We start from the raw sequence: 23644 nt of genomic DNA on the forward strand, positions 1-23644 counted from the left end.
GGGTAATCCAACACATAAAATAAAAAGGGTGCTGACAAGCCGCAGCCGTTCTTATCCCTTGCATACGCCGAATACGTGCCGGGGGATAGACCTTCAAATTTTGCATCATCTTGAAAATAGCTGGCGTCAATCGAAAACTCATAGTTTCCCACTCCTGTATATTCTATCAAAACTGAATTTTGATTTCCTGAAAAACCGTTGACTTCCGCTGCAGTTATCGTTGCGATTCCGGATGGGGTTATATGAAATGTTTTCGTGGCTTCACATCCGTTGTCATTGGTCACCTTCACGGAGTAATCGCCAGAGGCACTTACGGTTATAGCACTGGTTGTTGCGCCAGTATTCCAAAGGTAGCTGGCATAACCAGTTGCAAAGGATATATTTACTTCATTCCCGTTACATAAAGAAGCAGTCTCGTCTTGAAAATTTGCTCCATCAAATGGGGTTATTTTCAAAGTAATAGGGGTGGTGTCATAACAATCTGTTCCGTTTAAGACTCGCGCATAAATGGTTTGTTGATTCGGCACCGTATTGTTAAAGATATTGGGTAATGGGTTGCTTTGCAGGACGGCATCGGTTGGACTCAAATAATATTCTACCGTTAGTCCTAGAGGTAGGCCCTGCAAAATTTGTGGGCTAACTTGAGAGTTCAAATCGAAACGGTACAATCCGTCTTGGTTCATGTCGCCGTCACAAGTTGTTACCGGGTTTTGTGCCGCAATCATATTGTTGGAGATTTGCAGTTGTAGTTCAGCGTAGTTTGAACAGCCGGTGGTATTTGAAACGCTTGCATAAACAATCTGATTTGCAGATTTGTTATTGTAATTTGTGGGATTCTGTATTGGATTAACTGATACTTTTGCATCAGATAATCTTTCGTAATATACGATGGGGCCTAAGCTGGAATCATTGTTTTTTATCTCAGTATCCTTCTTTGTCAAATCAAAAATTGAAACTCCATCACCATTGTCATCGCATTGAATTAAGGTTGAGTTGTTCAATACAATTTCCGGTGTAAATTCAAGCTTTATTTCGCCGGATGCGTTGCAGCTAGAATTTCCTATTTCAACTTCAACCCTGTAATCACCGGTTACGGAAGCCTGATATGTAGGGTTGGTCTCGCCCGGTATCGGTATTGTAGAGCCATCTTTAAACCATTTGTAAATGTAAGAGGAAGGCAGCTTGGTATCAATACTAAAATTTTCACCAAAACATATTGCGCTGTTTGGCGCAACACGATCAGAACCTAATTCTATTTTTGATGTAAAGCTTCCCGCTTCAATAAAAATGGCCGAATCATAATAGTACCCGCCTTGATCAGCGATGACTAATTTTACATGATATGTTTTTCCGGGCACAACGGTCGTTTGCGCATTCATTACAATAGTTTGCCCGCTGTAGTTTATAGGACTTGTATTTGTAGGACTCGTGTTTAGGCTTCCGAAATAAGTTTTGTTGACGGCGGGGCAGCCCGGTTTTGGCCCGGTTGTGCTATTGAAAGTTTCTATAGTGGGATGCACGTTTTGTGAAGAAACGGTAGTGTTTGTTCCAGGAAGGACCGCTAAGTTTTGGTAAGCGGTTGTGCCCACTTCTTTAATCAAAAATGCAAAACCGTCTGAATAGTTGCAGGGAAAATTGTCCTGATATTCATTAGAAGCAAATAGATAATTGAAGCTTATAGTGTTAGTTATGGCTGTGAAATTAAATTCTAATGCAGTAGCATTTGAGGTGTTAGTAATTCCTAAGGCCTGCTCTAAATCTGCATCTCCTGTCCAGCTTGAGTTCCCGCTTTTGGGACCGTTTGCCGGTTCCCTTATAAATGGACCCGGAGAATAAATACTGCTCCAAGTACTTAAAATGATGCCCTCTTTAAAGGGAAAGCTTCCGCCTTGATTGTTAAAATACCCAAAACTATTTTGACCTAAAGAAAAATTATCTCCATTTACACTTTCACCGGTAACGCTAACGCAGGAGCTATTATTTGTCACTATCTGTACAAGATCAACAGCATTTTTTGAATCATCTATACGAATAGATTGTGCCGATGCGCTAACCGTGCAATAGATGATGAGGATATAAAATAGTGGTTTAATACATTTCATAGTCCCATAAAGATACTATAAATCTCTATTTTTTAGCAACTTATAGGAAAATATCATAAATAGTAGAGACCACGCCAATACAATGAGTATTGATGAAAAATGAACGCTATAATCCTTTATGTTATCCACTCCGATTTGGGTTCCGATTGTTTTAATTAAGGATAATCTGGAAAAAGGCTCTACTATTAAATTCGACATGGATTCCAAGGGGAAAAACTGTGTAATAGAATCGGCTATTTTATTTTCCGGAAAAATTTTAAAGACCAAAAGGCCTTTTGCTATTGCTTCTGCTATGTTCCAAACTAAAAGGAACCCCAGGGCAAATGCAGAACGTTTTACCAATATCCCCAAGAACAAGCAAAAAGAGAAAAAGCCAACCAGTTTGACGAAAAAAGCCAAAAGGTATTCCATGTTCGAGAATACGATGCCTATTTCGGTATAGGAAGAAAAGCTGTAACCCAAAAGCAAACTCATGACGAAAACGAAAACGGTAGAGGCAAACGCAAAGAGGAGCACCGTCAGAAATTTTGAAAGAATGAATTCCTTTTTGCTCATCCCGTCAATCAGGTTTTGTTTTAAGGTGCCGTAACTGTATTCATTTGCCATCATCGATACAATTACGATGGCCAAAAAGAATTTTAGCCAAGCTGCTATATAGGTGTTAAAATGCCAAATGAAAGGGAAGTTGAAAATTCCCATTTCGGCAAGATTTAATTTAAAAAAGCCAATGTCAAATTTGATTGACGCAATCAGCGCAATAAAAGAAAGCAAAATAAAGTAGGTCAAGGTCAGTACCCGACTGGCCTTGTTAAGCCAGATTTTTTGGAGTTCTATGGAAAGTAATCTTTTCATTTTTGATTTAGGAATTAGGATTTGTTAATTTAGGATTTTGCAGTTGGTGAAACCTGACCGCCGCCTTTTGTCAACTCTAAAAATTGCTCCTCCAGACTGTGTTTGCGTTTTACCAAATGGCTTAGATTAACATTGTTTTCAAAAAGGAATTTATTCAAATTCGCTGCTTCCAATGCACTTTTTAAATAGACAAAAACCTTCCCTTCCTCTTTTTTGACACTTTCGACGGCAGGATGCGTTTTCAAAAGCTGTATCATTTTTTCGGTGTCATCCGCTTGCAGTTCAAAGAAGCCTTCATTTGCTGACATGCCATCAACTGTACCGGAATATAAAACCGCTCCTTTTCTTAAAACTAATACATGCGTGCATACTTTCTCGACTTCGTCCAAAAGATGCGAAGCCAATAGGATGGTTGTTCCTAGCGCAGCAATTTGTTTAATGATGTCCCTGATCTGGTGGATTCCCTGCGGGTCCAAACCATTAGTGGGTTCGTCCAAAATTAATATTTCTGGGTCATTCAGCAGTGCGGAGGCGATTGCTAGACGTTGTTTCATTCCTAAAGAAAAAGTGCTGAACTTGCTGTTTTTTCTTTCATCTAAACCAACCAATTCCAGTTTTTCCTGAATTTTATTATAACTGATGTTCTTTATTTTGCAGACCAGCTTCAAGTTTTGCTCCGCCGTCATGTAAGGGTAAAAATTGGGCCTTTCGATAATGGCTCCTACTTTTTTCAAAGCATCGTGGGTTTGCATTTTGCCGTCGAACCAGCTGTATTCACCCGAAGTTTTGTTCACCACATTCAAAACGATTCCCAATGTTGTGGACTTACCACTGCCATTAGGCCCCAGAATACCGTAAACGTTACCCTTTTTTATTTCAAATGAAACATTTCGCAAGGCTTGTAAACTGCCATAACGCTTGTTTAGGTTTTTTATAGAAAGTATGGTTTGCAAGATGTTCGTTTTTTATGTTTTTTATAGGACGAACAAGATAGGAAATTGTTACTGTTAATTTGAAATTAGTTTGAGGTTCAAATTAATTCGGAAGCCGCTTCCAGTTTTTTGGAGGTGATTGGTTTCATAATGTAGCTTTTTACCATATCGTATTCTTTTGCCATTTCAATATCATAAGGGTCAATTGAAGAGCTAACAATAAAAATGCAAATCTCTTTACATATCGGCAAAAGGATAAACTCATCCAGAAACTGCCAGCCATCTAAAATGGGCATATTCAAATCCAATAATATAACATCAGGGAGATTTAAAGGAATATTGCAATTTTTTTTTAGTTCGTCTAGAGCAAGTTGGGGATTAGAAAATGAAATTATTTCCTCGCAAAATTCATTTTTTGAAATTAACATGCTCATTAGTTTTATAGATAATTTATCATCATCAATGATATAGGTAATTTTATTTTTCATTGATATAGATTTTAAAAACGGATCCAATTCCTTCTTCACTTTCTACCTCGATTTTTCCTTTCATGGCTTCAAGTTGATTTTTGGTAATGCATAAACCGATTCCTCTGGCGTCTTCATTACCGTGAAAGGTTTTGTACATTCCGAATATTTTATGCCCGTTCTTTTTTAAATTCAATCCTAATCCGTTGTCTTTGAAGCTTATAATAGTGTAGTGTTCATTGACTTCATAGCCAATTTCTAAAAAAGATTTTCGTTTTCGGGATCTGTATTTTATCGCATTTGTAAAAAGGTTAAGCAATATGCTATCCAAGTAGGCTGGTATTACGCTTACCGTCAGGTCATCGGGGATGGTATGGTTTATTTCTATTTGGCTTTTTAAAATGCTTAATCGTAATGTTATTTTGGTTTTTTCGATTTCATCATGTAAATTAATATCCTTTTTTTTAATATTTGTGTTTTTTTGGATCGTAATGATCTCGTTTAGATATTCAATTGTTTCAGACAATTTTTCCGTCCCTTCTTTAAACATCTCAATGTAGGAAAGTTTTTCGTTGGTGTCCTTAGCAGTCTCTATTACGTCCAAAACCATTAATAGGTTACTGGTGTGTGACCGAATATTATGGGAAACGATATGCGCGAAATTAAAAAGTTTGTTGTTTTGTTGGCTGGTGACTTCTAATATTCTTTTGAGCTCAATCTCTTTTTCAATTCGGGCAGTTACATCTCTTCCAACGCATACAAATTTAATGCAGTTGCCCCTATCGTCAAATACTGGGGTAATATTTGATTCGTACCAGAATTTTTCATTCGATTTATTATAATTAAGAATGGTAAATTTTAGATCCTTTTTGTTTTCTATCGCGAAGTTGATGTTGTGGATGGTTTGCAAATCAGTTTCTGGACCATTTAATAAATAGCGCGGTTTCTTGCCTACCGTTTCTTCTAAGCTATAGCCAGTTAGTTTTGTATACGATTTGTTTGCCCAAACCGCTATGCCATCTGGGTTTGAAATTAAAATGGCATCTGTCGTTTCAGAAGCGACAAGTGACAGCATATTGAGAGTATAGTCACTGTTTTTGCGTTCGCTGATGTCCCTTAAAAAACAAACAAGAAAAGTTTGATTGTCGATCATGAATTTTTTTCCTGATGCTACTTCAATGGGAATTATCGTTCCATCATATGATTTTATATAGGTTTCTTTAACAAAGTGGTCGTCTTTTTTTAATTGATCAGCCAAAAAAACTCGAATCTCTTTTCTTTTCTCCATTGGGAATAGTTCGGAATTGTGCAAGCCCATTAATTCAGAAGAGCTGTAGCCGGTAAGTTCGTATGACCGAGGATTGCAGTCCGAAATGATTCCGCTGGCAGAGTTAATGATAATAATGGCATCGTTAGCGCTAGAAAAAACCGAAGAGAATTTTTCAACGCTTAGTTGCAGTTCATTAATAAGATTTTGCTCTTTTGTGATGTCCTGAAACGTGCCCAACAATCGGGTCACTTTATTATTTACAACTTCGACTTGGCAAATGCATTCAACATATTTAATATTGTTTTTAGCGGTAGTGATTTGAAACTTATCTATAAAAGAAATTCCGCAATCAGTTGCCCTCTGAATTAGGCTTCTGATTTTTTCTCGGTTTTTTCCTTCAGTATAGAAATTAATTCCGCTGCCATTTACTGGAACAAAATCTTCGGGAACTTCAAGAATGCTTTTCGTAATCGAATCCCAATAAACAGTATCTGTTTCTAGATTTGATTCCCATATTCCAATTTTAGCGGTTTCGGCCGCCTCAATATAAATTTTATGCTTTGTCATAGTAGGTTGTAAGGTTGTAAGCCGTCTTGGGGACTTTCAAATTTAAAATAAATATTGTTTTTACTGGGCTTTTAACGTTAAAAAAGGTTTTTTTTTGAAATTATTAATTTAGACCGTAGTTAAACAGTTGTTAATCAAATGTTTTTGATCTCATTCATGAAGAACCGCTTTATTGTCTAAATAGAATTTTTCTTACTAGAAGAAGGGATTGGTTTTTTATTGTAAAGGCCTCAAAGGATGGTAAAAGTCCTTGCTAAAAACGGAGAAGTTAGGGTTTAATTGCCATTACGTTTTAATTGACGTAAATTTGTATCAAATACACTCCTAATGAACGACGGCGCAATTCTATTTAAAAAACCTACTTATCCCATAAATAATTCACTTGCTGACTATTTGAAGAGATTTGACCGTATCTCTAAAGTGCCAATATATTATGATGATTTATTGCGCTTTTCAGGTTTTATAAACGTTTATGATAAGCAGGAAGAGGACACCTTATGGATTCGGGTATATTATAACGAATTTGAGAGAAATGAAATCGATTTGACTTTAAAGAAAATCTATTCTCTGCTGCACTCGGATGGTAATTTAGATATCATTAAATTTCTGAATATAGATTCGATCGATTATTGCACTTTTGGAAATTCAAAGCCTTTTCGAATAAAGGTCAGAAACATCTTAAATGACAATTACACTCATTTTTATGTTAAGAAAGCAGATGCCTCGAGGGTGTACGGACTTGAATTGGAACATATTCTGTCTCCGGATAAAATAAACTTTCTAGTGTACGAAGAGACGCTGATAGAAGAACACATCATGGGTATTCCCGGTGACGTTTTTATAAAAACATTATTGCAGGACTGCAGCGACACTGAAAAATCCCAGATAGCAAAAGAGTTTGTGAAGTTTAATGAGCGCTGTATGATCCGACTTTTGGGCGATATGAGAGCCTATAATTACGTGATTGTACCCATTCACGATTTTGACCAGGTGGTTTATAGGATTCGCCCGATTGATTTTGACCAGCAATGTTACGAAGGTAACTTCAAAATTTATCGCCCGCAGTTCTTCAAGGAGAATTATCCTATGGTCAAATTGGTTAAAGATAAACTGCAGGAAAGTTCCGTAGAGCAATATAAAAATGAGGAACGTGCCGTATTGGCAAAAAGAATTCTTTCTGCTGAAACCCGTATCAAAAGACTATTGAAGATTATGGGACAAGATCTTATTGCCCCAGATGAACATGTGCAACAGTTGAAATCGGACTTGTATAAATATACAAACGATTTAAATTTTAAAAACGCCAAGCGAATGGGGAATGTTTTGACCGCCGCTTTCAGATTCGTTACCAGAAACTTCAAAAATGCCAATTTATTCAAACCGGGATTTTAGATTTTACGATACATTTAAAAACTCCATTTTTTTAGTTGGCTGATTATTCATTTCCTTTTTTCGATTCATATTCTGTTTTACCAACAAAATCAAATGGGTTAATAAAAGTACTATCATTTCCTTGAATTTAGTTAAGGTTAAAAAACAAATCGTATTTATAGGCGCAATCTCAGAAATCAGAATCTCTAAGGAGACTTCCTTTATTTGACTTTAAAAATCATTAAGCTGCATGCGTCTTTTTTTGAAGAAAATCTTTCAAAGCTTCGTTTATTTCTTTGCGTTCCGTGGTAAGAAAAGTGGTTCGCCCCTGCACGTCATTTGTTAATTCTAAATCACAATTGGTGCATTTGTATTCTTTGATGTGATTTGTAATAGTTCTGGTGGTTACAATTTTATGTCCAAAAAGCAGACAAATAAAATTTTTGCAAACAAAATTTTCTTTGATTTCGATAGTGTTCATAATAGTTTGGTTTTGGGTTCGATGAAAGTATAAAAATATCGACAAAACAAACAAAATAATCGATTAAAAGCACGTTTTAACATTATAAATACAAAAATACTTACAAAAAAATAAAAATCATTTCCACCGTAGACCGCTTTCAAGATAAGGATAGCCACCAAATAAAAAATCCCCAATTACAATTTGTAATCGGGGACTGAATATGTTTGATAGCGCAACGATCGTTACGATTTCTCTTCCTTATTGAAATATACCAAATAGTAATACATTTGTTTTTCCTCGTCCCATCCTTTTTCCACAAATTTCTCCGCGCTTTCGGGATTGATGAAATCCATTTTTATTTGGATGTGGGTATCCAGATTAATGATGTTTTTGATTGATTTTCGCGCATCGGTAACGGCCGCATTCGCTATTGGGAACGAGGTCACATCTTCGATACTATATTTTTCGCCCTTATCCACCTTGTAATTCTTGAATTCTGGGATCAAGTCTGGATTGTCCAATACTTCGTTCAGGAAATTGGTTTCCTCGAACTGGTCGTTTTTGGCAAAATAATTCACGGAGCGGTTCATGAACATTACTTCTTCCTTCTTGTCTTCCGCCGGAAATACAACGTCTTTGGCGAAACTTTGACAAAATTTCAAGTATTTCTTTGTGATGAAATTTTCATCTTCAAATGCGTCAACCGATAGGAAATGCTCTAACCAATAACGCGCGTCATAGCGGTTGCTGTCAACGGTAAGGATTTTATAGCCTTCCTCTTTCTTATGGTTGAAAATGATGCATCCTTTATCCAATTTGCTAAGGTTGATTCCCTGCTGCAATATCATTTCAAGATGCGTTCCTTTTTCTTCAAACTGCAAAAAGTCAGCTTGCAATTCGCTTTTGAAAATACCGATGGCATCCACAACATTGTTGTCAATATTCACATTGGTCAAGTAGGTTACGTAAACCTCGCCATTCTTGATATGCGGATGGTTTGACTGTTCGTATAAATGCTGGGTTATTTTTTTGGATCCCTCATGCAAGCTAGCTGGATTGTCAAAAATCTCGGTGGCAAATTTAAACATGTCATTGTAATCCAAATCTACTTCATGGGCAAACTGAAAATAGTTTTCTTCCTTTTCCCTAAAGGGTTTTAAGAAAAATTCCTTTATTAGTGGCACAATTTCATCCTGAAGACTAAAAGGCTGTTCCGATAAAAAAATAGGTTCATTGCGACTTTTGTTTCCTACTCTGTGAATAGAAAGAGTCTCTATGTGTGTATTAAAAAGATTGATCATTTTTTTTTATTTTTTTATTAGATGAAAGAGCCAAGATAAAGGACGCTTATAAGGTCTTTGATCTTGGCTCTTGATTCTTAGTTTTTACTATTTTTAGTTCCAATTCTCTTCAAACCCAAAATCCTCAAAGCTGTCATCCCCTTCAAACATATCCAGATCATCCTCGTCTAAATCATCTTCAAATTCGCTTGCGAAATCATCCGCATTTTCTGCTTCAAAGTTTTTCTCCATAGCCTCATCCGGCATTTCTCCATGCGAGAATAAGGTTTCCGGATAGGTGTTTCCGGCAACTTGTTCTTCTACTGCGGCCAATTCGACAAGAAATGTCCACATGTTGATGAAGTCGTATACGTAGATTATTTTCGTGTTCTTTTCGTCTAAAATATCAGAGAGTTGATAATCACTCATGATTTTTTGCTCGCCAAGGACGTCTCCGGTATCAAATAAGGAGATTTCATCCTCTTGATTCCAAGTTTCGTCACAAGTGTAGAACGAAGCCACTTCCATACCGTCAAAACCAAAGGAGTTGAAGATGGCGTTGTGTAAATCTTCTAAGGTATCATCAGCAAGTATTGCTATATCTCTGAATATATCTTCTTCCGCATCTAATATTACTCTGAATTTGTATACCATAATCTTTGTTTTTATTGAAAGGTCAAAGGTAAAATTTAATTTTAGATTTAAGTTTTCAGATTCTGGATTTGTTCATAAGATTTTTGCGTATGCATATATAAAAGGCAAAACGAATTATTTATAAGTCTGCCGATTTAAAAAATAGAATATCTACGTATTTTCAATTTAACTTTGAAGGGATTCTTAGTTTTTGATTTTAAGTGAAGTATGAATTTTCTTCCTGAATTTGTGATATTTTTTATGGTTTGGGTAATATCGGTTGGAGGTCACGTTGTTGAAAATTAGTGCTACAAAAAGAAGAATGATTACGCCGCTTAGTACCGGGCTAATCACATACCAGTAGTCTAAATTTTTTATTTGTGCCGAACCGGTTACCGCTATCAAAGCGGTAGCTCCTCCCGGAGGATGCAGTGTTTTTGTCAATTGCATTAAAACGATAGAAATAGAAACGGATAGCGCCGCCGTGAGCCATAAGATATCAGGAACAAATTTAGCGACAGTTACGCCCACAATTGCCGATATGAGATGGCCTCCAACCAAATTTCGGGGTTGAGCCAATGGGCTTTGAATAGCTCCGTAAATTAAAACACTTGATGCGCCAAAGGAACCTATAAGAAATACCACGTCAGAATGAGGCAGCTTTTTGGATTGCATGTAGGCGATAACTCCAATTCCCACAAATGAACCCAAAAAAGCCCAAAAATGCTCTTTAAAATCGACTAGAGTTTCTTTGTAAAGAACGTACCGGGTTTTGCGGTAATTTTTTTTTATTTTTTGGATAGGCATACAATAGTTATTTTGCTAAACTCAAAGTATAGCTGTACACCGTAAATGGACAGATAATGGCAATGTGATGTATTTTGTTTAATTGGAACATTTTTTATTCTAAGTATATCATGGTTGGCAGATTTGCTTCTGGATTTTCCACTAAAGCTTGCGCATGTAATTTGTCGATAAGCACTTTTGTTTTTTCCGTTGAATCAATTTTGAATAGGAAAAAAACTTCCTTTTCATTGTCTGTATTTTGCCAAACGTTTTCTAAATACATCCCTTGGGAAGCATGAAATTCCTTGTCTTTTTCTAGGATTTCCCTAATAAATTCAATGGGGACATTGCTGAGTTTTGCTAATAAGTGTGGCATAATTTATTGATTTAGTTTTCGAATCACTTTTGCTGGGTTTCCCACCGCGAGGGTGTTGTCAGGAATATTCTTGGTCACAACAGAACCAGCACCTATAACACATCCTTTTCCAATAGTGATTCCAGGGCAAATCACGGAGTTGCCACCTATCCAGCAATCATCACCAATAGTTACCGGCTTAGATATCTTATGAGTACGTCGCATCATAGCCTCAAGCGGATGCGATGCTGTGTATATTTGGGTGCCCGGCCCGAAAAATACATTTGATCCTATTGTCACCTTGTTTTCGTCTAAAACAACACAATTCACGTTGAAAAACACATTTTCGCCACAGAAAATATTGTAACCGTAATCGCAGAAAAAAGGCGGTTCTATATAAAGGTTATTACCCGCATTGGGAAGTAATTCTCCCAGTATCAAACGAGCGGCTTTTGTCATTCTGTATTCCGTTACATTTAGCCTATGAAGTAAGTTTTTAGCTGTACGACGGTCTTTTTTAAGCTCGACTCCACCCAATAAATAAGGTTCTCCGTCATCAAATTTTTCTTTTTCGGTTTTCATAGGGCAGTAGTATTCAGTCGTGATTTAAAACTTTGTTTTTGCAATTTGGTCGTGCATTTTTGCAATTTGTTGTAAAGCGGCACTACTATACCACGGTGTTAATTCGACTTCAAATATTTTAGCTTTTACCGCAGGGTCGCTTTCTACCAGTTTTTGGGCTTCGTCGACCGTAGTAACATTAAAAATAAAAATCCCGCTGTAATTTCTATCATTTTCCATGAATGGACCAGCAACAACCAGTTTTCCTTCGTCAGCTAATTTATTGATATTGGCCATATGTCCTTCAAATAATTTGGTGCGTTCTTCCTTGCTGGCAGTTGTATTACTTCCTTTTTTGAGGATACAAAACACATATTCCTTCATTCCATATTCATCCGCTCCTAAAGATTTTGCCAGTTCGGCATCGTAAGTTCGATTGGCTTCTTGGGCCATTACTGCAGTTAGGCTTAAGAAGAGGAGCAGCATTATAATAGCGTTTTTCATTTTATATAAATTTGTTACCTACAAACTTACTCATTTTATGGTAAAGTGAAAAAGCTGTTTCACGAGGTTTTTCGATGATTTTAAAAAGTGAGCACAACTCATCCCTGTATTTCAACAACTCAGTAAGGACTTTTTCATATTTGTTTATTTCGAAATGATATTTGTAGCATCAAAAATCGAAAATCATGAAAGCAGCAAGTAGTCCGCTCCCAAAAAAGAATAAACGAAACGTTATGAGATTACTATTCACAAGTTTTGTTTTTTTATTTTCAACGGCCATTTTTTCACAGTCAACTATTTCAGGTAAAGTGGTTGATGAAAAAGGAAAACCAATTGCTGGAGCCAATGTTTTTGTCGAAGGCAGCTATGACGGAGCGACAACTAATGAAACGGGAGATTTTTCATTTGGAACTGAAGCTAAAGGAAATCAGACTTTAGTCGTCAGTTTTTTAATATATGAAACTTTAAAAATGGAGATTGACGTTGCCAGTTTTCAAGGGGAAACAATCAAATTAAAGGACAACATGAATGCTTTGGATACGGTCGTAATTACAGCAGGAACAATGGAGTCGGGTGAAAAAGCTCGGGTTTCGGTTTTGAAGCCCCTGGATATTGTTACTACGGCTGGTTCTGCAGGCAATATCATTGCCGCTTTACAAACCTTACCTGGAACACAAAGTGTAGGCGAGGATGGACGTTTATTCGTACGTGGTGGGGAAGCAAATGAAACCCAAACTTTTGTAGACGGAATTCGCGTAGCACAGCCTTATGGAGCAACGACTAATAATTTACCAACTCGAGGACGTTTTTCCCCATTTTTGTTTAGTGGAATTGCTTTTTCTACGGGAGGTTATTCGGCCGAATACGGTGAAGCCTTGTCCAGCGTTTTACTGTTGAATACTGAAGATAATCCCGATCAAAATAAAACGGATATATCCTTAATGACTGTTGGTTTAGGCCTTGGGAACACACAAAAATGGAAAAAGAGCTCGCTGAGCGTAAATGCTTCATATATCAATTTGGCTCCATATCAAACGGTAATTCCGCAAAATGTCGATTGGAACAGTCCTTATCAATCGTTGTCCGGGGAAACCGTTTACCGTTATAATTTCAACAACGGAATTCTGAAATTGTATGCAGCTTTCGATTCTAGTAAATTTGATATTAATCAAGAAAATATAAACGCTCCGGAGAAAACAAGAGTCGATTTAAACAACAGTAATTTCTATTTGAACACTTCGTACAAAGGGAATTTTGGTGCCAATTGGCAAATCACGACTGGAATGAGTTATGGTTATAGTAAAAATAAAATAGGATTGGACTTGGACCAAGTAGATAATGATGAAAATGCGGCACATTTGAAATTGAAACTAAAGAAAAACGTTTCAAATTATTTTAAATTGACTTTTGGGGGAGATTATTTTATTATTAAATTCGACGAAAGTTTCAAGGGAAATATGGGGACAACAAACACGAATGGGTATAACTCGAACATAGCGGCAGCCTATGCCGAGGGAGATATCTTGTTTTCTAACAAGTTTGCTGCAAAAATTGGTTTGAGGGCTTCAAATAATGAATTGTTAGACGAAACTTCAATTTCTCCCCGAATTTCTATGGCCTACAAAGTGGCCAAAAACAGTCAGTTTTCGCTGGCTTACGGCGATTTTTCACAAACTCCTAATGTCGATTACATTAAGTATTCTAAATACCATCAGTTCGAAAGTGAGAAGGCTTCGCATTATATTTTGAACTTTCAATTTGCGAAAGACGGCAAAACCTTTAGAGCTGAAGCGTACTACAAAGATTACAGCAATCTAGTAAAATACGATACCCAAAATGTATCAAACAATTCCATATTTAATAATAATGGTTCGGCTTACGCCAAAGGCTTAGATTTATTTTGGCGTGATGGTAAATCGATCAAAAACCTGGAGTATTGGATTTCCTATTCCTATATCGATACCGAAAGGGATTATAAGAACTTTCCAACAGCAGCAACTCCAAGTTTTGTGGCGGATCACAGTTTGTCTATTGTAACGAAATATTTCATTACAGATTGGAGGTCGCAAATAGGTTTTACGAATTCTTTTAGTTCAGGACGTCCGTATAATAATCCAAATGAAACGCAATTCATGAACGGAAAAACGAAAGCATACAATAGTTTAAGTTTTAATTGGGCGTATTTAATCAGCCAGCAAAAGATATTGTATTTTTCTGTTTCGAATATTTTGGGAACACAAAATGTTTTTGGATATGACTATGCCAAAAATCCCGATGCTGCCGGATTTTACAACAGAAAAACCATAACGCCGACTGCCGATAGATTCTTTTTTGTGGGCTTCTTTTGGACAATCAGTAAAGGCAAAAAAGACAACCAGTTGAAGAATCTTTAATTAGTCGTAAAGTCAAAACCCTTAAAATCAGGATAAAAGCAACCAAGATTAAGAATTAGTTTTTTCGAAAATTATTGACATTCGACCTTTGACTTACCAACTTTTGACTAAATCAACGATTCATCCATAAAATTCAACAGTTCGGTAGCTTTAAATCTAATAAGAATAAAAACAGCAATACTTTTGAAATATAAATTAACAACAGTTTCAATCATACAATAATAATCAAGCTAAAAACTAGAAATCATGACCAAATTAATCACCGCATTTGCACTATTTGTTATTACTTTATTGTCCGCACAAGGCCAACAGCCAACTGAATCAAAAGCAGTAGGAAAGTTTGAGCAGGGAATGGGAAAAGCCTTTGGACTTTGGGGCGAAGGAAAAAACACCGAAGCTTCAGATTTATTCGAAAGAATTGCAGCAGCCGAAACAGAAAATTGGCTTCCTAATTATTACGTGGCTTTGGTAAATACAACATCTGCTTTTGGAACAAAAGACAAAGAAAAAGTAAATTTGCTGCTTTCGAAAGCACAAACTGCCTTAGATGTTGAAATGATAAAGGATCAAAATAATGCCGAACTTTATGTCATGCAAGCCATGATCAATACTGCTTGGATTGTTTATGACCCAATGACCAACGGACAAAAATTATCGGGTCCAACAATTGAAATTTATAATAAAGCGTTGGCCATTGCCCCGAATAACCCAAGAGTGGTTTTCTCAAAAGCTGAATTTGAAATAGGTGGAGCGAAGTTTTGGGGACAGGATACCAAACCGATGTGTGCTCAAATTAATAAAGCCATCGAACTTTTTGCTACTTTTAAACCCGAAACGGCTTTTTCTCCAAAATGGGGATTGGATAGAGCATTAGAAGCACAGAAAAATTGTAAATAAGAAGTACAAGATAAAAGTTAAAACTTAAAATGAAAAATCAAAAGATAGAAAGATTCTCTGACTTTAAAGAAGGAACAATCCTTTCTCTCAAAATTGCTTTGATATTTACGTTTGTTTTTTCTTTAGTTCAAGGTAGTTTTGATTTGAAAAATGTTCTAATCACTTTTTGTATAAGTTCAATGTATTCTTTTGGAATTGGACTTGGCAACGGAACGATTAATTCTTTATTGGACAGGAAATGGGATTGGTTGGAGCAAACGAATTTAAGGGTGTATTTTGGGATAATTGCAACCGTTTTGTATACGGTGCCAGTTGTTTTAGGAATTGATTACCTAACCTTTGTGGTTTTTCAAAAAATGGATCCTGCTGAATTTTTTAATGAAAGGATGATTTGGGTTCATCTTTTTTACATCATTTTATCTTTAGGGGTTTCCACATTTATGCATGCCAGAAGTTTTATGATTAATTGGAAACGGGCCTCTAATATTGAAGTAATTCAACATAAAATTATCGCGGGAACGGCTTCGGCGAAATTTGAGAGTCTGAAAAATCAAATTGACCCCCATTTTTTGTTCAATAGTTTGAACGTTTTGAGTTCATTAATAGAAGAAAACCCCGAGAATGCCCAACGTTTTACCATCTCGCTATCGAAAATTTACCGCTATGTTTTGGAACAAAAAGACAAAGAGTTGGTTTCTGTTGAAGAAGAACTGGCTTTCGCCAAAACCTATATGAATTTGCTGAAAATGCGTTTTGAAAACAGCCTGTTTTATGAATTGCCCCAAACGGTTTCGAACCCTGAAGCCAAGGTCGTACCGCTGTCGCTGCAACTTCTATTGGAAAATACCGTAAAACACAATGTGGTGAGCGAACAAAGACCATTACGAATTCGGATTTTTATAGAAGGGGATTATTTGGTCATTCAAAATGACTATCAGAAGAAAGAAGTATTGCGCGATAGGCAAGGCGTTGGACTTCAGAATATTATTAATCGTTACGCCATTCTTACTGATAGAGAAGTGAGAATAGAGCAAAATCCAGACACATTTACTGTTTACTTGCCTTTATTGACAAAACAGCTCATGATTAACCAAGCAGCTGTTACAACCAAGGAAAGAGCCTACTATAATGCGAAAAAGAAAGTGGAGGCACTAAAGGGATTCTACGGCAGTCTAATCTCATATTGTATCGTGATTCCAATTTTGATATTCATAAACTTGACCTATATGCCAAAGTTTCATTGGTTTTGGTTTTCTGCTGGAGGCTGGGGATTTGGCTTAATAATGCATGGTTTTAAAGTTTTTGGCTATACATCCAATTGGGAAGAAAGAAAAATTCAGGAAATTTTAGAAAAAGAAAATAATAAACAAACTTGGAAGTAATCGTGAGAAGGTATTATAAAAATTTTTCAGGAAATAGTGCCATAGAAATGGCTCGTTATAGAGTAAACAAGATACGAAGATTCTATCTTCACTTATTCATATATGCAATTGGACTTACGATCTATGTTTTAAAAACATATTATGGAGTTCCGTTCAATTTTCCGCCGATACATTATATCACTTTTATTTTTATGGAATTTTGGACCTTGTTTATCGTCATCAAGGCAATCAGTTTATTTGTAACAGAAATGGTTTTTGGGGACGAATGGGAGCAACGAAAAGTTGAAGCGTTTATGTATAAAGACAAAAAAGCAAACAGGGAATAGTTATGGAAAACGATTATCAAAACCAGGATCGCTACGACAGAGCGAAAAAAAGAGTGGAAGAAATAAAGGGTTTCTACGAGAACCTAACGGCTTATATAGTGGTTAATATGGGTCTATTGGTTATAAACCTGCTTACTTCACCAGATCATTTGTGGTTCTATTGGCCTATGATCGGTTGGGGAATAGGAGTCGCTATCCACGGAATGAAAGTTTATAATTATTTGCCTTTTCTGGGGAAGGACTGGGAAGAACGCAAAATGAAAGAATTTATGGATAAGGAAAACGAGCGAAAAGACCTGTGGAAATAATTATGATTTTAAAATAGGTCAAAACCACGAGTTCGCCTAAAATAACTCAACAACTAGCAAAATGAGAAGAAGAGACAAATGGGATTTTGATGAAAATCAACCCGAAGACAAATATGCATCAGCTCAAAGAAAGGTTAAAAAATTGAAAGGGTTTTACACGCATTTGATTGTTTATTTATGCGTAAATATTTTCATCATTTTTGTAAATATTAGTGATTTATCTCCTGGAGAAAGTTATTTCAAAATGGAGAATTTCTTTACGGCTTTTTTCTGGGGAATTGGCCTTTTGGTTCATGGCTTGAGTGTTTTTGGACATTTATTCTTTTTTGGATCAGAGTGGGAAGAAAAGAAAATCCAGGAGTTCATGGATAAAGATAAACACAGTAAGTGGGAATAAATAGATGTTATTTAGTTTACCTCTGTAGAAATCCGAAAATAAACTGACTAAAAGGGCGCCGTTAGAGAAGTAGTATGCGAATGGCAAAAAAAAATATTTTGACGGCAGCAATTTTAATAGATAGCATTAACCTTATATTTTTAAAACAGTAAATATGACAACCATCATAATCGAAGATGAAAAACCAGCAGCCAGATTATTGCAACGAAAGCTCGCAAAGCTAGATATTCAAGTAGGAGTGATGCTTCATTCCGTAGAAGAAGCTGTAGATTGGTTTTCTAACAATGAGCATCCCGATTTGATTTTTTTGGACATCCAACTATCCGACGGTTTGTCATTTGAAATATTCGAAAAAGTCGAAATTAAAAGTGCAATTATCTTTACCACGGCTTATGACGAATACGCTTTAAGGGCTTTTAAACTGAATAGCATTGATTATCTTTTGAAACCAATTGACGAGGGAGATTTGCAAATTGCCGTTTCAAAATTTAAAGTTCGATTGCCTAAACAAGAAACGATGCAATTGGATTTTGAACAAATAAAGAAAATGCTGATTAATCCATTTGAAAAAAATTACAGAAAACGTTTTACGGTAAAAATTGGCCAACACCTGAAAATCATCTCTACGGATGAGGTTGAATGTTTCTTTAGTGAAAATAAAGGAACCTACATTCATACGTTTGATAATAGGAATTATTTAATCGATACAACGCTGGAAGTTTTGGAGCAAGAATTAGAGGGGAAAGATTTTTTTCGGGTGAGCAGAAAATTCATAATTCAGTTGAAAGCAATCAAGGAAATTGTGCTTTACAGCAACTCTCGACTGAAGTTAGTTTTGCCTACTTTTAAGGATGATGAGGTAATCATAAGCAGGGAGAAAGTGTCCAGTTTTAAAGTCTGGATCGGGTAATTAAGAACGAAAAAAAACTGTTTCAAAGCTGCAATTCAAATGTCTTTAAAAGAAATCATGAACGCAACTTTTGAAACAGTTTTTAATATTTTTTGGATCTTAAAACTATTCAAAAAGAGATTTAATTTCTTTCTCCGTTTTTCCTAATTTTTGTTGCAATTTTCCCCATGTTTCGTCTTCCTTTCCTTCTTCGAATAAAACATCATCATCTGTTAAATCTGCAAACTTTTGTTTAAGTTTACCTTTTAACTCATTGTAATTTCCTTTGATCTCTGTTGAATTTGGCATAATTATATAATTTAAAATTAAAATTTATTCTACTGTAAAGTTGACGAAAAACAGAGGTTAAATTGTTACAGGATTAATGTAAAAAGTTGCTTAATTTTAATGAAGCTCTGGTAATCTAGAGATGTTGATTTCTAATCAAATTAGCAATCTGCTATTTAATGTAAGCGTGAAGTAAGTTTGATTAATAAATTGATGATGAGTCGTATAAAGTGTAACTATAGATTATTTCTATATTGATTTTTAAGCTTTCAAAAAGCGTTTTCTGATTCCTATCAGAATAAAGATAAAGACAGAATAGCAGATAAAAAAAGAAGGAATGTATTCCAGATAATCCAAAGCCAGCATCAACGAAATAAGTAACAATTGGAAACCCAATCCGTACAAAGAAACGAAAGTCATAAACCAGTTTGGGAATGTTTTAACCTTATAGGCATCACGATCCAGGGCGTGAATTATTTTGTCGAAACCGCCATAAACTATCGTGTAAATCAGATGTAATATATCAACCGATTTTTGACTTTCGCCAGGCAATGCTTTAGGGGTTTTATCCTCAAAAATTTTACTCGTCCTGTCGCCTCCGACTGATTTATTTCTTAAAATTACATAGTAATAATTGTATAATGTCCCCTGCAATTGAATGCAAAAAAAGGCAAATAACATGACCCAAAAAGGGCTTTTTGAGACGTAGCAAATGGCTGTTAAAATCACAAAGTTGAGTACAATGTCAAAGACGCTGTCGAGGTATCTGCCCGTGTACGAGGGAGTGTTTTTCACTCTGGCAAGTTCGCCGTCGGCGGCATCAATAATTGATTTCAATATGATGAAACCAGCTGCTAAATAGTAACGGTTTTGCAATATAAAATAGACGGCAACGAGCCCGCAAATGCCAAAAAGAAGGGTGACGTGAATGGGGGTAAATCGAGTGTTTTTTAGTCGATTGGCAAATAGTTTTCCAGGTGTTCTTCCGTAATCCGATAGATCGAGGAACTTATCCTGAGGAGCAAGTTTAGACATTTTTGTTTATAAACAGAGAAATGTGACAATATAGTCAAACGTAAAATTAGGCAAAAGAAATTTATTTGGACAGACGATGTAAGGTGAATGTCATCGCAGAGAGCAAGAAAAAAGCGTTCACTTGATGAACCAATCCTAACCACAGTGGTACACCATACAATAAGGTAAAAACGCCCAAGACAAACTGAACCAAAACTAAAATCAATAATAAACTGATTCCGTTTGATTGTGTTTTGTCCAAAGTGAATTTTTTACTTTTAAAGAAAAGCAAACCCATCATCGCAACAACTACGTAAGCTAAAGTGCGGTGTACGAATTGCACGCCGCTTTTGCCTTCGGTAAAGCTTAATAGTAAATTTTTTTGCTCCAGGAACACACTGTCGTGAATGAACTGTCCGTCACTCATCATAGGCCAGTGATTGTGTATTAAACCTGCATTCAGGCCGGCAACAAAACCGCCATAAATAATTTGTATGACCAGAAAAACTAATGCGACACGGGCTAGATTTCGCAATGGTAAGATAACTGCAGTTTTGTTTGGATAAATTAAATCCAGAGCTACCCAAAGTGTGTAAGCAAACGTTATGAAGGCGAATGTGAGGTGCAAAGCCAATCTAAAATGACTTACATCAGGATTGTCAATTAATCCACTGCGAACCATGAACCAGCCTAGAAAACCTTGAAAACCGCCCATAAATAACAAAACAGTGCATTTTTTGATCGTTTCAGTCGAAAGACGTTTCTTGAACAAGAAATAGACAAAGGGCACAATAAATGCCAAACCAATAATTCTTCCTATAAAGCGGTGAAACCATTCCCAGAAATAGATGAATTTGTAATCACTTAGCGTAAAATCGTTGTGGATATTTATTTTTTGGTACTCCGGGAATTTTTTATATTCTTCAAATGCCTGTGACCATTTTTCCTCTGTCAATGGTGGAAAAGTATCGGTCACTAAATGCCAGTCGGTCATGGATAAACCGGAATTGGTCAATCGGGTAATTCCCCCGACTACAACCATCATAAACAATAATATGCATCCTGATAACAACCAAATGATAACGTAATTATTCTCTTTTTTCATTTTTTTGAAACTAGTTTTGGCAAAGATATTTTAAAAACAATTAGTCTTTAATTCAACAAGCGTTAATCTTTAATCCCATTTTTGAAGCCTTTTTTAACATGAAGTCATAAGCGGCCTGATACTCATTTGCGATTTCGCCTTCCAATATGGCCTCCTTGATCGCTTCCTTGAGCATCCCTATTTCCTTAGAAGGTTGGAGATTGAAAATCTCCATAATTTCCTCACCGGTTATAGGGGGTTGAAATTTACGAACATGGTCGCGCTCTTCCACTTCCACAATTTTTTTACGGACGATTTCAAAATTGCTATGGTATTTTTTGAACTTGTTCGGGTTTTTGGTCGTGATATCCGCTTCGCATAATGTCATCAAATTTTCCACATCTTCCCCAGCGTCAAAAACCAAACGGCGAACCGCAGAATCCGTCACGGTATCTTGTGACAGTACAATGGGACGTGAACTCATCATGACCATTTTTTGAACAAATTTCATTTTTTGGTTCAAGGGCATGTGCAAACGTTCAAAGATTTTTTTGACCATTTTTCCTCCCAAAAATTCATGCCCGTGAAAAGTCCATCCCTGTTTTTTGTTGAAACGCTTGGTCGGTGCTTTCCCAATGTCATGCAACAAGGCAGCCCAGCGCAACCATACATCATCCGTGTTAGGACAAATGTTGTCAACGACTTCCAGCGTGTGGTAAAAATTATTTTTGTGTGTGTGGCCTTCTATTTCCTCAACCTGATTCAAGGCCGTCAATTCAGGTAGGATGATGTCTAAAAGTCCTGTTTTGAATAGTAACAAAAAACCAATGGAAGGCTTGTCAGTCGAAAGGATTTTATTCAATTCATCCACAATTCGTTCACCTGAAATGATTTTAATACGTTCCGCATTTTTTTCAATTGATTTCAGTGAATTTTCTTCGATTTCAAACCCCAATTGATTCGCAAAACGGGTGCCTCTCAGCATTCGCAACGGATCATCGGAGAAAGTAATATCCGGATCCAGAGGTGTCCTGATTATTTTGTTTTTTAAATCTTCCAGACCGTTGAATGGGTCGGATAGTTGGCCAAAACTTTTGGGGTTTAGAGATAAAGCCAATGCATTGATGGTGAAATCACGTCGGTTCTGATCGTCCTCGAGCGTGCCATTCTCCACAACAGGATTGCGGCTCTCAAAATGATAGGATTCTTTTCGGGCGCCGACAAACTCGATTTCTGTGTCTTCAAAACGTAACATGGCCGTACCATAGGTCTTGAAAACCTGAACTTTTGGTTTGTTTGGAAGTAATTGTGAAACTTTTTGCGCTAATTCGATTCCGCTGCCAACTGCAACAATATCGATGTCTTTTTTGAAATCTCTATTTAAAAGCAAATCCCGCACGAAACCGCCAATGACATAACTTTCTATGTTAAGTTCCTGGGAGGCTTGCGAAATGACTTCAAAAATTTTATTGTTTAAAAACTCTTTGTAAGAAGTTTTAATATTCATTCGTATGTGTTTAAAGTTTAAAGTTTAAGCTTGTAAAGCCTTAGAAACTGAAAACTGTGACTGAAAACTAAATGCTATTTACGAATTACCTTTACCTGAGAATCATTTGTCAATTTGATAATTGTTGATGGTTTTCCTGCAATTTTATCGCGCTGCAAATTTACAACATAGTCCACACCTTTAATAATCTCAGGACTGATTTCTTTGAAACTTTTTGGAGTTGGTTGGCCTGAAATATTTGCGGAGGTTGAAACCAATGGTTTTTTCATCTTTTCCATTAATTTGAAACAGAAAGGTTCTTTTACCATTCTGATTCCTAAGGTATTGTCCGCGGCAATTATATTCGGCGCAACATTTCGGGGTTTATCCAGGATAATAGTCGTGGGGTTTTCGGACAAATCCATAATTTGCCAAGCCACCTCGGGAATCTCCCTAAAGACGTTGTACATCATTTTTTCGCCGTTCATCAAAACGATCATGCTTTGGGTTTCGGCTCTTTTTTTGAGTTTGTAAATTTTAGCGACAGCTTCCGGGTTTGTGGCATCACAACCAATTCCCCAAACGGTGTCTGTGGGATAGAGTATTATTCCTCCTTCTTTTATGACTTCGTAGGCATTTTGAATTTCTTCGGTTATGTTCATAAATTTACAATTTTTTGTTTAGTTTTTAATGATTTCGACAATGGTGCTCCAACCAAAATTAATAAAAATAATGACCAATTTTTAGGTTTTAAAATACTACTAAAAAAGTATTTTATAATGAGGAAAGTCAGTACAACTTTATGTCCGAAAAACCCATAATGTTTTCTTATAATATACAGCAAAGATATTTTTAATTCCTTCTTTATGGCTAAGGACTTTGCAGTGCTCATACCGTGAAAATGAACAAATTCAGCATCAGGAACTAAATAAGCAAATTTAGATTTTTTTGCTAATCGGATGCATAAGTCTGTTTCTTCATAGTATAAAAATATATTGGTGTCAAACCCTCCAACTTCATTGAAATCGGTTGTTCTG

General features: G+C 36.2%; 26 protein-coding genes. 8 read left to right on the top strand and 18 right to left on the bottom strand.

Going from position 1 to position 23644, the window contains the following annotated elements; translation table 11 throughout:
- From VIH09_RS09390 to VIH09_RS09410, 5 genes are all read right to left on the bottom strand, one after another.
- Positions 1-2102 (bottom strand): choice-of-anchor L domain-containing protein (locus VIH09_RS09390; protein WP_331580261.1); only part of this gene is annotated, 2102 nt, incomplete at its 3' end.
- Positions 2103-2117: 15 nt separating this feature from the next.
- Positions 2118-2954 carry an ABC transporter permease gene (locus tag VIH09_RS09395; protein WP_331580263.1) on the bottom strand — a complete coding sequence of 279 codons (837 nt, stop codon included), beginning with the start codon at positions 2952-2954 and terminating at the stop codon, positions 2118-2120.
- A 29-nt stretch (positions 2955-2983) separates the two neighbouring features.
- Entirely contained in the window at positions 2984-3907 is a 924-nt protein-coding gene (locus tag VIH09_RS09400; protein ID WP_331580265.1) for an ABC transporter ATP-binding protein, read from the bottom strand.
- A gap of 77 nt (positions 3908-3984) precedes the next feature.
- The gene (locus VIH09_RS09405; RefSeq protein WP_331580267.1) at positions 3985-4374 is read right to left on the bottom strand and encodes a response regulator; all 390 of its coding nucleotides are present in this window, start codon (positions 4372-4374) and stop codon (positions 3985-3987) included.
- Complete coding sequence (locus VIH09_RS09410) at positions 4364-6190, bottom strand: PAS domain S-box protein (RefSeq protein ID WP_331580269.1); 1827 nt, start codon at positions 6188-6190, stop codon at positions 4364-4366. The genes VIH09_RS09405 and VIH09_RS09410 overlap by 11 nt, the downstream gene beginning before the upstream one ends.
- Before the next feature lie 327 nt (positions 6191-6517).
- On the opposite strand from VIH09_RS09410, the gene VIH09_RS09415 reads away from it, so the two are divergent.
- Positions 6518-7582: a hypothetical protein gene (locus VIH09_RS09415; RefSeq protein WP_331580271.1), complete on the top strand. Its 1065-nt coding sequence runs from the start codon at positions 6518-6520 to the stop codon at positions 7580-7582.
- A 220-nt stretch (positions 7583-7802) separates the two neighbouring features.
- Here the strand turns inward: VIH09_RS09415 and VIH09_RS09420 are convergent, their stop codons facing one another.
- The 7 genes from VIH09_RS09420 to VIH09_RS09450 all read right to left on the bottom strand — a co-directional run bounded on the left by VIH09_RS09420 (position 7803) and on the right by VIH09_RS09450 (position 12143).
- On the bottom strand, positions 7803-8042 hold the full coding sequence (locus tag VIH09_RS09420; RefSeq protein WP_331580273.1) for a hypothetical protein: 240 nt from the start codon (positions 8040-8042) through the stop codon (positions 7803-7805).
- Between the two features lie 224 nt (positions 8043-8266).
- Complete coding sequence (locus VIH09_RS09425) at positions 8267-9325, bottom strand: nucleoid-associated protein (RefSeq protein WP_331580275.1); 1059 nt, start codon at positions 9323-9325, stop codon at positions 8267-8269.
- Between the two features lie 93 nt (positions 9326-9418).
- Positions 9419-9958 carry an IS1096 element passenger TnpR family protein gene (locus VIH09_RS09430; protein WP_331580277.1) on the bottom strand — a complete coding sequence of 180 codons (540 nt, stop codon included), beginning with the start codon at positions 9956-9958 and terminating at the stop codon, positions 9419-9421.
- Between the two features lie 183 nt (positions 9959-10141).
- Positions 10142-10744, bottom strand: coding sequence for an HPP family protein (locus VIH09_RS09435; RefSeq protein ID WP_331580279.1), 603 nt, complete (start codon positions 10742-10744; stop codon positions 10142-10144).
- A gap of 94 nt (positions 10745-10838) precedes the next feature.
- Positions 10839-11099 carry a hypothetical protein gene (locus VIH09_RS09440; RefSeq protein WP_331580281.1) on the bottom strand — a complete coding sequence of 87 codons (261 nt, stop codon included), beginning with the start codon at positions 11097-11099 and terminating at the stop codon, positions 10839-10841.
- A 3-nt stretch (positions 11100-11102) separates the two neighbouring features.
- Entirely contained in the window at positions 11103-11660 is a 558-nt protein-coding gene (locus VIH09_RS09445) for a sugar O-acetyltransferase (protein ID WP_331580283.1), read from the bottom strand.
- A 24-nt stretch (positions 11661-11684) separates the two neighbouring features.
- A complete protein-coding gene (locus VIH09_RS09450; protein ID WP_331580285.1) occupies positions 11685-12143 on the bottom strand; it encodes a YciI family protein in 459 nt (152 codons plus the stop codon).
- 233 nt (positions 12144-12376) lie between these two features.
- On the opposite strand from VIH09_RS09450, the gene VIH09_RS09455 reads away from it, so the two are divergent.
- The 7 genes from VIH09_RS09455 (at position 12377) to VIH09_RS09485 (ending at position 18756) form a co-directional block, all read left to right on the top strand.
- The gene (locus VIH09_RS09455) at positions 12377-14536 is read left to right on the top strand and encodes a TonB-dependent receptor (RefSeq protein WP_331580287.1); all 2160 of its coding nucleotides are present in this window, start codon (positions 12377-12379) and stop codon (positions 14534-14536) included.
- A 246-nt stretch (positions 14537-14782) separates the two neighbouring features.
- Positions 14783-15433: a hypothetical protein gene (locus tag VIH09_RS09460; protein ID WP_331580289.1), complete on the top strand. Its 651-nt coding sequence runs from the start codon at positions 14783-14785 to the stop codon at positions 15431-15433.
- A gap of 29 nt (positions 15434-15462) precedes the next feature.
- Positions 15463-16815, top strand: coding sequence for a histidine kinase (locus VIH09_RS09465; protein WP_331580291.1), 1353 nt, complete (start codon positions 15463-15465; stop codon positions 16813-16815).
- Complete coding sequence (locus tag VIH09_RS09470) at positions 16806-17141, top strand: 2TM domain-containing protein (protein ID WP_331580294.1); 336 nt, start codon at positions 16806-16808, stop codon at positions 17139-17141. Before VIH09_RS09465 ends, VIH09_RS09470 begins: the two co-directional genes overlap by 10 nt.
- Positions 17142-17143: 2 nt before the next feature.
- On the top strand, positions 17144-17449 hold the full coding sequence (locus VIH09_RS09475) for a 2TM domain-containing protein (protein WP_331580296.1): 306 nt from the start codon (positions 17144-17146) through the stop codon (positions 17447-17449).
- Positions 17450-17510: 61 nt separating this feature from the next.
- Positions 17511-17846, top strand: a complete 336-nt coding sequence (locus tag VIH09_RS09480) for a 2TM domain-containing protein (RefSeq protein WP_331580298.1) — start codon at positions 17511-17513, stop codon at positions 17844-17846.
- A gap of 154 nt (positions 17847-18000) precedes the next feature.
- A complete protein-coding gene (locus tag VIH09_RS09485; RefSeq protein WP_331580300.1) occupies positions 18001-18756 on the top strand; it encodes a LytTR family DNA-binding domain-containing protein in 756 nt (251 codons plus the stop codon).
- 105 nt (positions 18757-18861) lie between these two features.
- Here the strand turns inward: VIH09_RS09485 and VIH09_RS09490 are convergent, their stop codons facing one another.
- The 6 genes from VIH09_RS09490 to VIH09_RS09515 form a co-directional block, all read right to left on the bottom strand.
- Positions 18862-19044 (bottom strand): CsbD family protein, encoded by a 183-nt coding sequence (locus VIH09_RS09490; RefSeq protein WP_196850556.1) that lies wholly within the window; start codon positions 19042-19044, stop codon positions 18862-18864.
- A gap of 240 nt (positions 19045-19284) precedes the next feature.
- Positions 19285-20058: a CDP-alcohol phosphatidyltransferase family protein gene (locus VIH09_RS09495; protein WP_331580305.1), complete on the bottom strand. Its 774-nt coding sequence runs from the start codon at positions 20056-20058 to the stop codon at positions 19285-19287.
- Positions 20059-20119: 61 nt separating this feature from the next.
- Positions 20120-21142 carry a COX15/CtaA family protein gene (locus VIH09_RS09500; RefSeq protein ID WP_331580307.1) on the bottom strand — a complete coding sequence of 341 codons (1023 nt, stop codon included), beginning with the start codon at positions 21140-21142 and terminating at the stop codon, positions 20120-20122.
- A 52-nt stretch (positions 21143-21194) separates the two neighbouring features.
- Entirely contained in the window at positions 21195-22628 is a 1434-nt protein-coding gene (locus VIH09_RS09505) for a CCA tRNA nucleotidyltransferase (RefSeq protein ID WP_331580309.1), read from the bottom strand.
- A gap of 74 nt (positions 22629-22702) precedes the next feature.
- The gene (locus tag VIH09_RS09510; protein WP_331580311.1) at positions 22703-23269 is read right to left on the bottom strand and encodes an L-threonylcarbamoyladenylate synthase; all 567 of its coding nucleotides are present in this window, start codon (positions 23267-23269) and stop codon (positions 22703-22705) included.
- A partial coding sequence (locus VIH09_RS09515) for a glycosyltransferase family 2 protein (protein WP_414656153.1) occupies positions 23266-23644 on the bottom strand: 379 nt, incomplete at its 5' end. The genes VIH09_RS09515 and VIH09_RS09510, both read right to left, overlap by 4 nt.

This window comes from Flavobacterium sp., from assembly GCF_036515215.1.
Taxonomy (GTDB): Bacteria; Bacteroidota; Bacteroidia; order Flavobacteriales; family Flavobacteriaceae; genus Flavobacterium.

Coding starts and splice junctions, on each gene's coding strand:
- VIH09_RS09435 (WP_331580279.1), bottom strand. CDS start 10,744: ATGCCTATCCAAAAAATAAAAAAAAATTACCGCAAAACCCGGTACGTT.
- VIH09_RS09490 (WP_196850556.1), bottom strand. CDS start 19,044: ATGCCAAATTCAACAGAGATCAAAGGAAATTACAATGAGTTAAAAGGT.
- VIH09_RS09405 (WP_331580267.1), bottom strand. CDS start 4,374: ATGAAAAATAAAATTACCTATATCATTGATGATGATAAATTATCTATA.
- VIH09_RS09440 (WP_331580281.1), bottom strand. CDS start 11,099: ATGCCACACTTATTAGCAAAACTCAGCAATGTCCCCATTGAATTTATT.
- VIH09_RS09410 (WP_331580269.1), bottom strand. CDS start 6,190: ATGACAAAGCATAAAATTTATATTGAGGCGGCCGAAACCGCTAAAATT.
- VIH09_RS09460 (WP_331580289.1), top strand. CDS start 14,783: ATGACCAAATTAATCACCGCATTTGCACTATTTGTTATTACTTTATTG.
- VIH09_RS09420 (WP_331580273.1), bottom strand. CDS start 8,042: ATGAACACTATCGAAATCAAAGAAAATTTTGTTTGCAAAAATTTTATT.
- VIH09_RS09450 (WP_331580285.1), bottom strand. CDS start 12,143: ATGAAAAACGCTATTATAATGCTGCTCCTCTTCTTAAGCCTAACTGCA.
- VIH09_RS09455 (WP_331580287.1), top strand. CDS start 12,377: ATGAGATTACTATTCACAAGTTTTGTTTTTTTATTTTCAACGGCCATT.
- VIH09_RS09415 (WP_331580271.1), top strand. CDS start 6,518: ATGAACGACGGCGCAATTCTATTTAAAAAACCTACTTATCCCATAAAT.
- VIH09_RS09425 (WP_331580275.1), bottom strand. CDS start 9,325: ATGATCAATCTTTTTAATACACACATAGAGACTCTTTCTATTCACAGA.
- VIH09_RS09505 (WP_331580309.1), bottom strand. CDS start 22,628: ATGAATATTAAAACTTCTTACAAAGAGTTTTTAAACAATAAAATTTTT.
- VIH09_RS09480 (WP_331580298.1), top strand. CDS start 17,511: ATGAGAAGAAGAGACAAATGGGATTTTGATGAAAATCAACCCGAAGAC.
- VIH09_RS09430 (WP_331580277.1), bottom strand. CDS start 9,958: ATGGTATACAAATTCAGAGTAATATTAGATGCGGAAGAAGATATATTC.
- VIH09_RS09475 (WP_331580296.1), top strand. CDS start 17,144: ATGGAAAACGATTATCAAAACCAGGATCGCTACGACAGAGCGAAAAAA.
- VIH09_RS09500 (WP_331580307.1), bottom strand. CDS start 21,142: ATGAAAAAAGAGAATAATTACGTTATCATTTGGTTGTTATCAGGATGC.
- VIH09_RS09445 (WP_331580283.1), bottom strand. CDS start 11,660: ATGAAAACCGAAAAAGAAAAATTTGATGACGGAGAACCTTATTTATTG.
- VIH09_RS09395 (WP_331580263.1), bottom strand. CDS start 2,954: ATGAAAAGATTACTTTCCATAGAACTCCAAAAAATCTGGCTTAACAAG.
- VIH09_RS09495 (WP_331580305.1), bottom strand. CDS start 20,058: ATGTCTAAACTTGCTCCTCAGGATAAGTTCCTCGATCTATCGGATTAC.
- VIH09_RS09485 (WP_331580300.1), top strand. CDS start 18,001: ATGACAACCATCATAATCGAAGATGAAAAACCAGCAGCCAGATTATTG.
- VIH09_RS09465 (WP_331580291.1), top strand. CDS start 15,463: ATGAAAAATCAAAAGATAGAAAGATTCTCTGACTTTAAAGAAGGAACA.
- VIH09_RS09510 (WP_331580311.1), bottom strand. CDS start 23,269: ATGAACATAACCGAAGAAATTCAAAATGCCTACGAAGTCATAAAAGAA.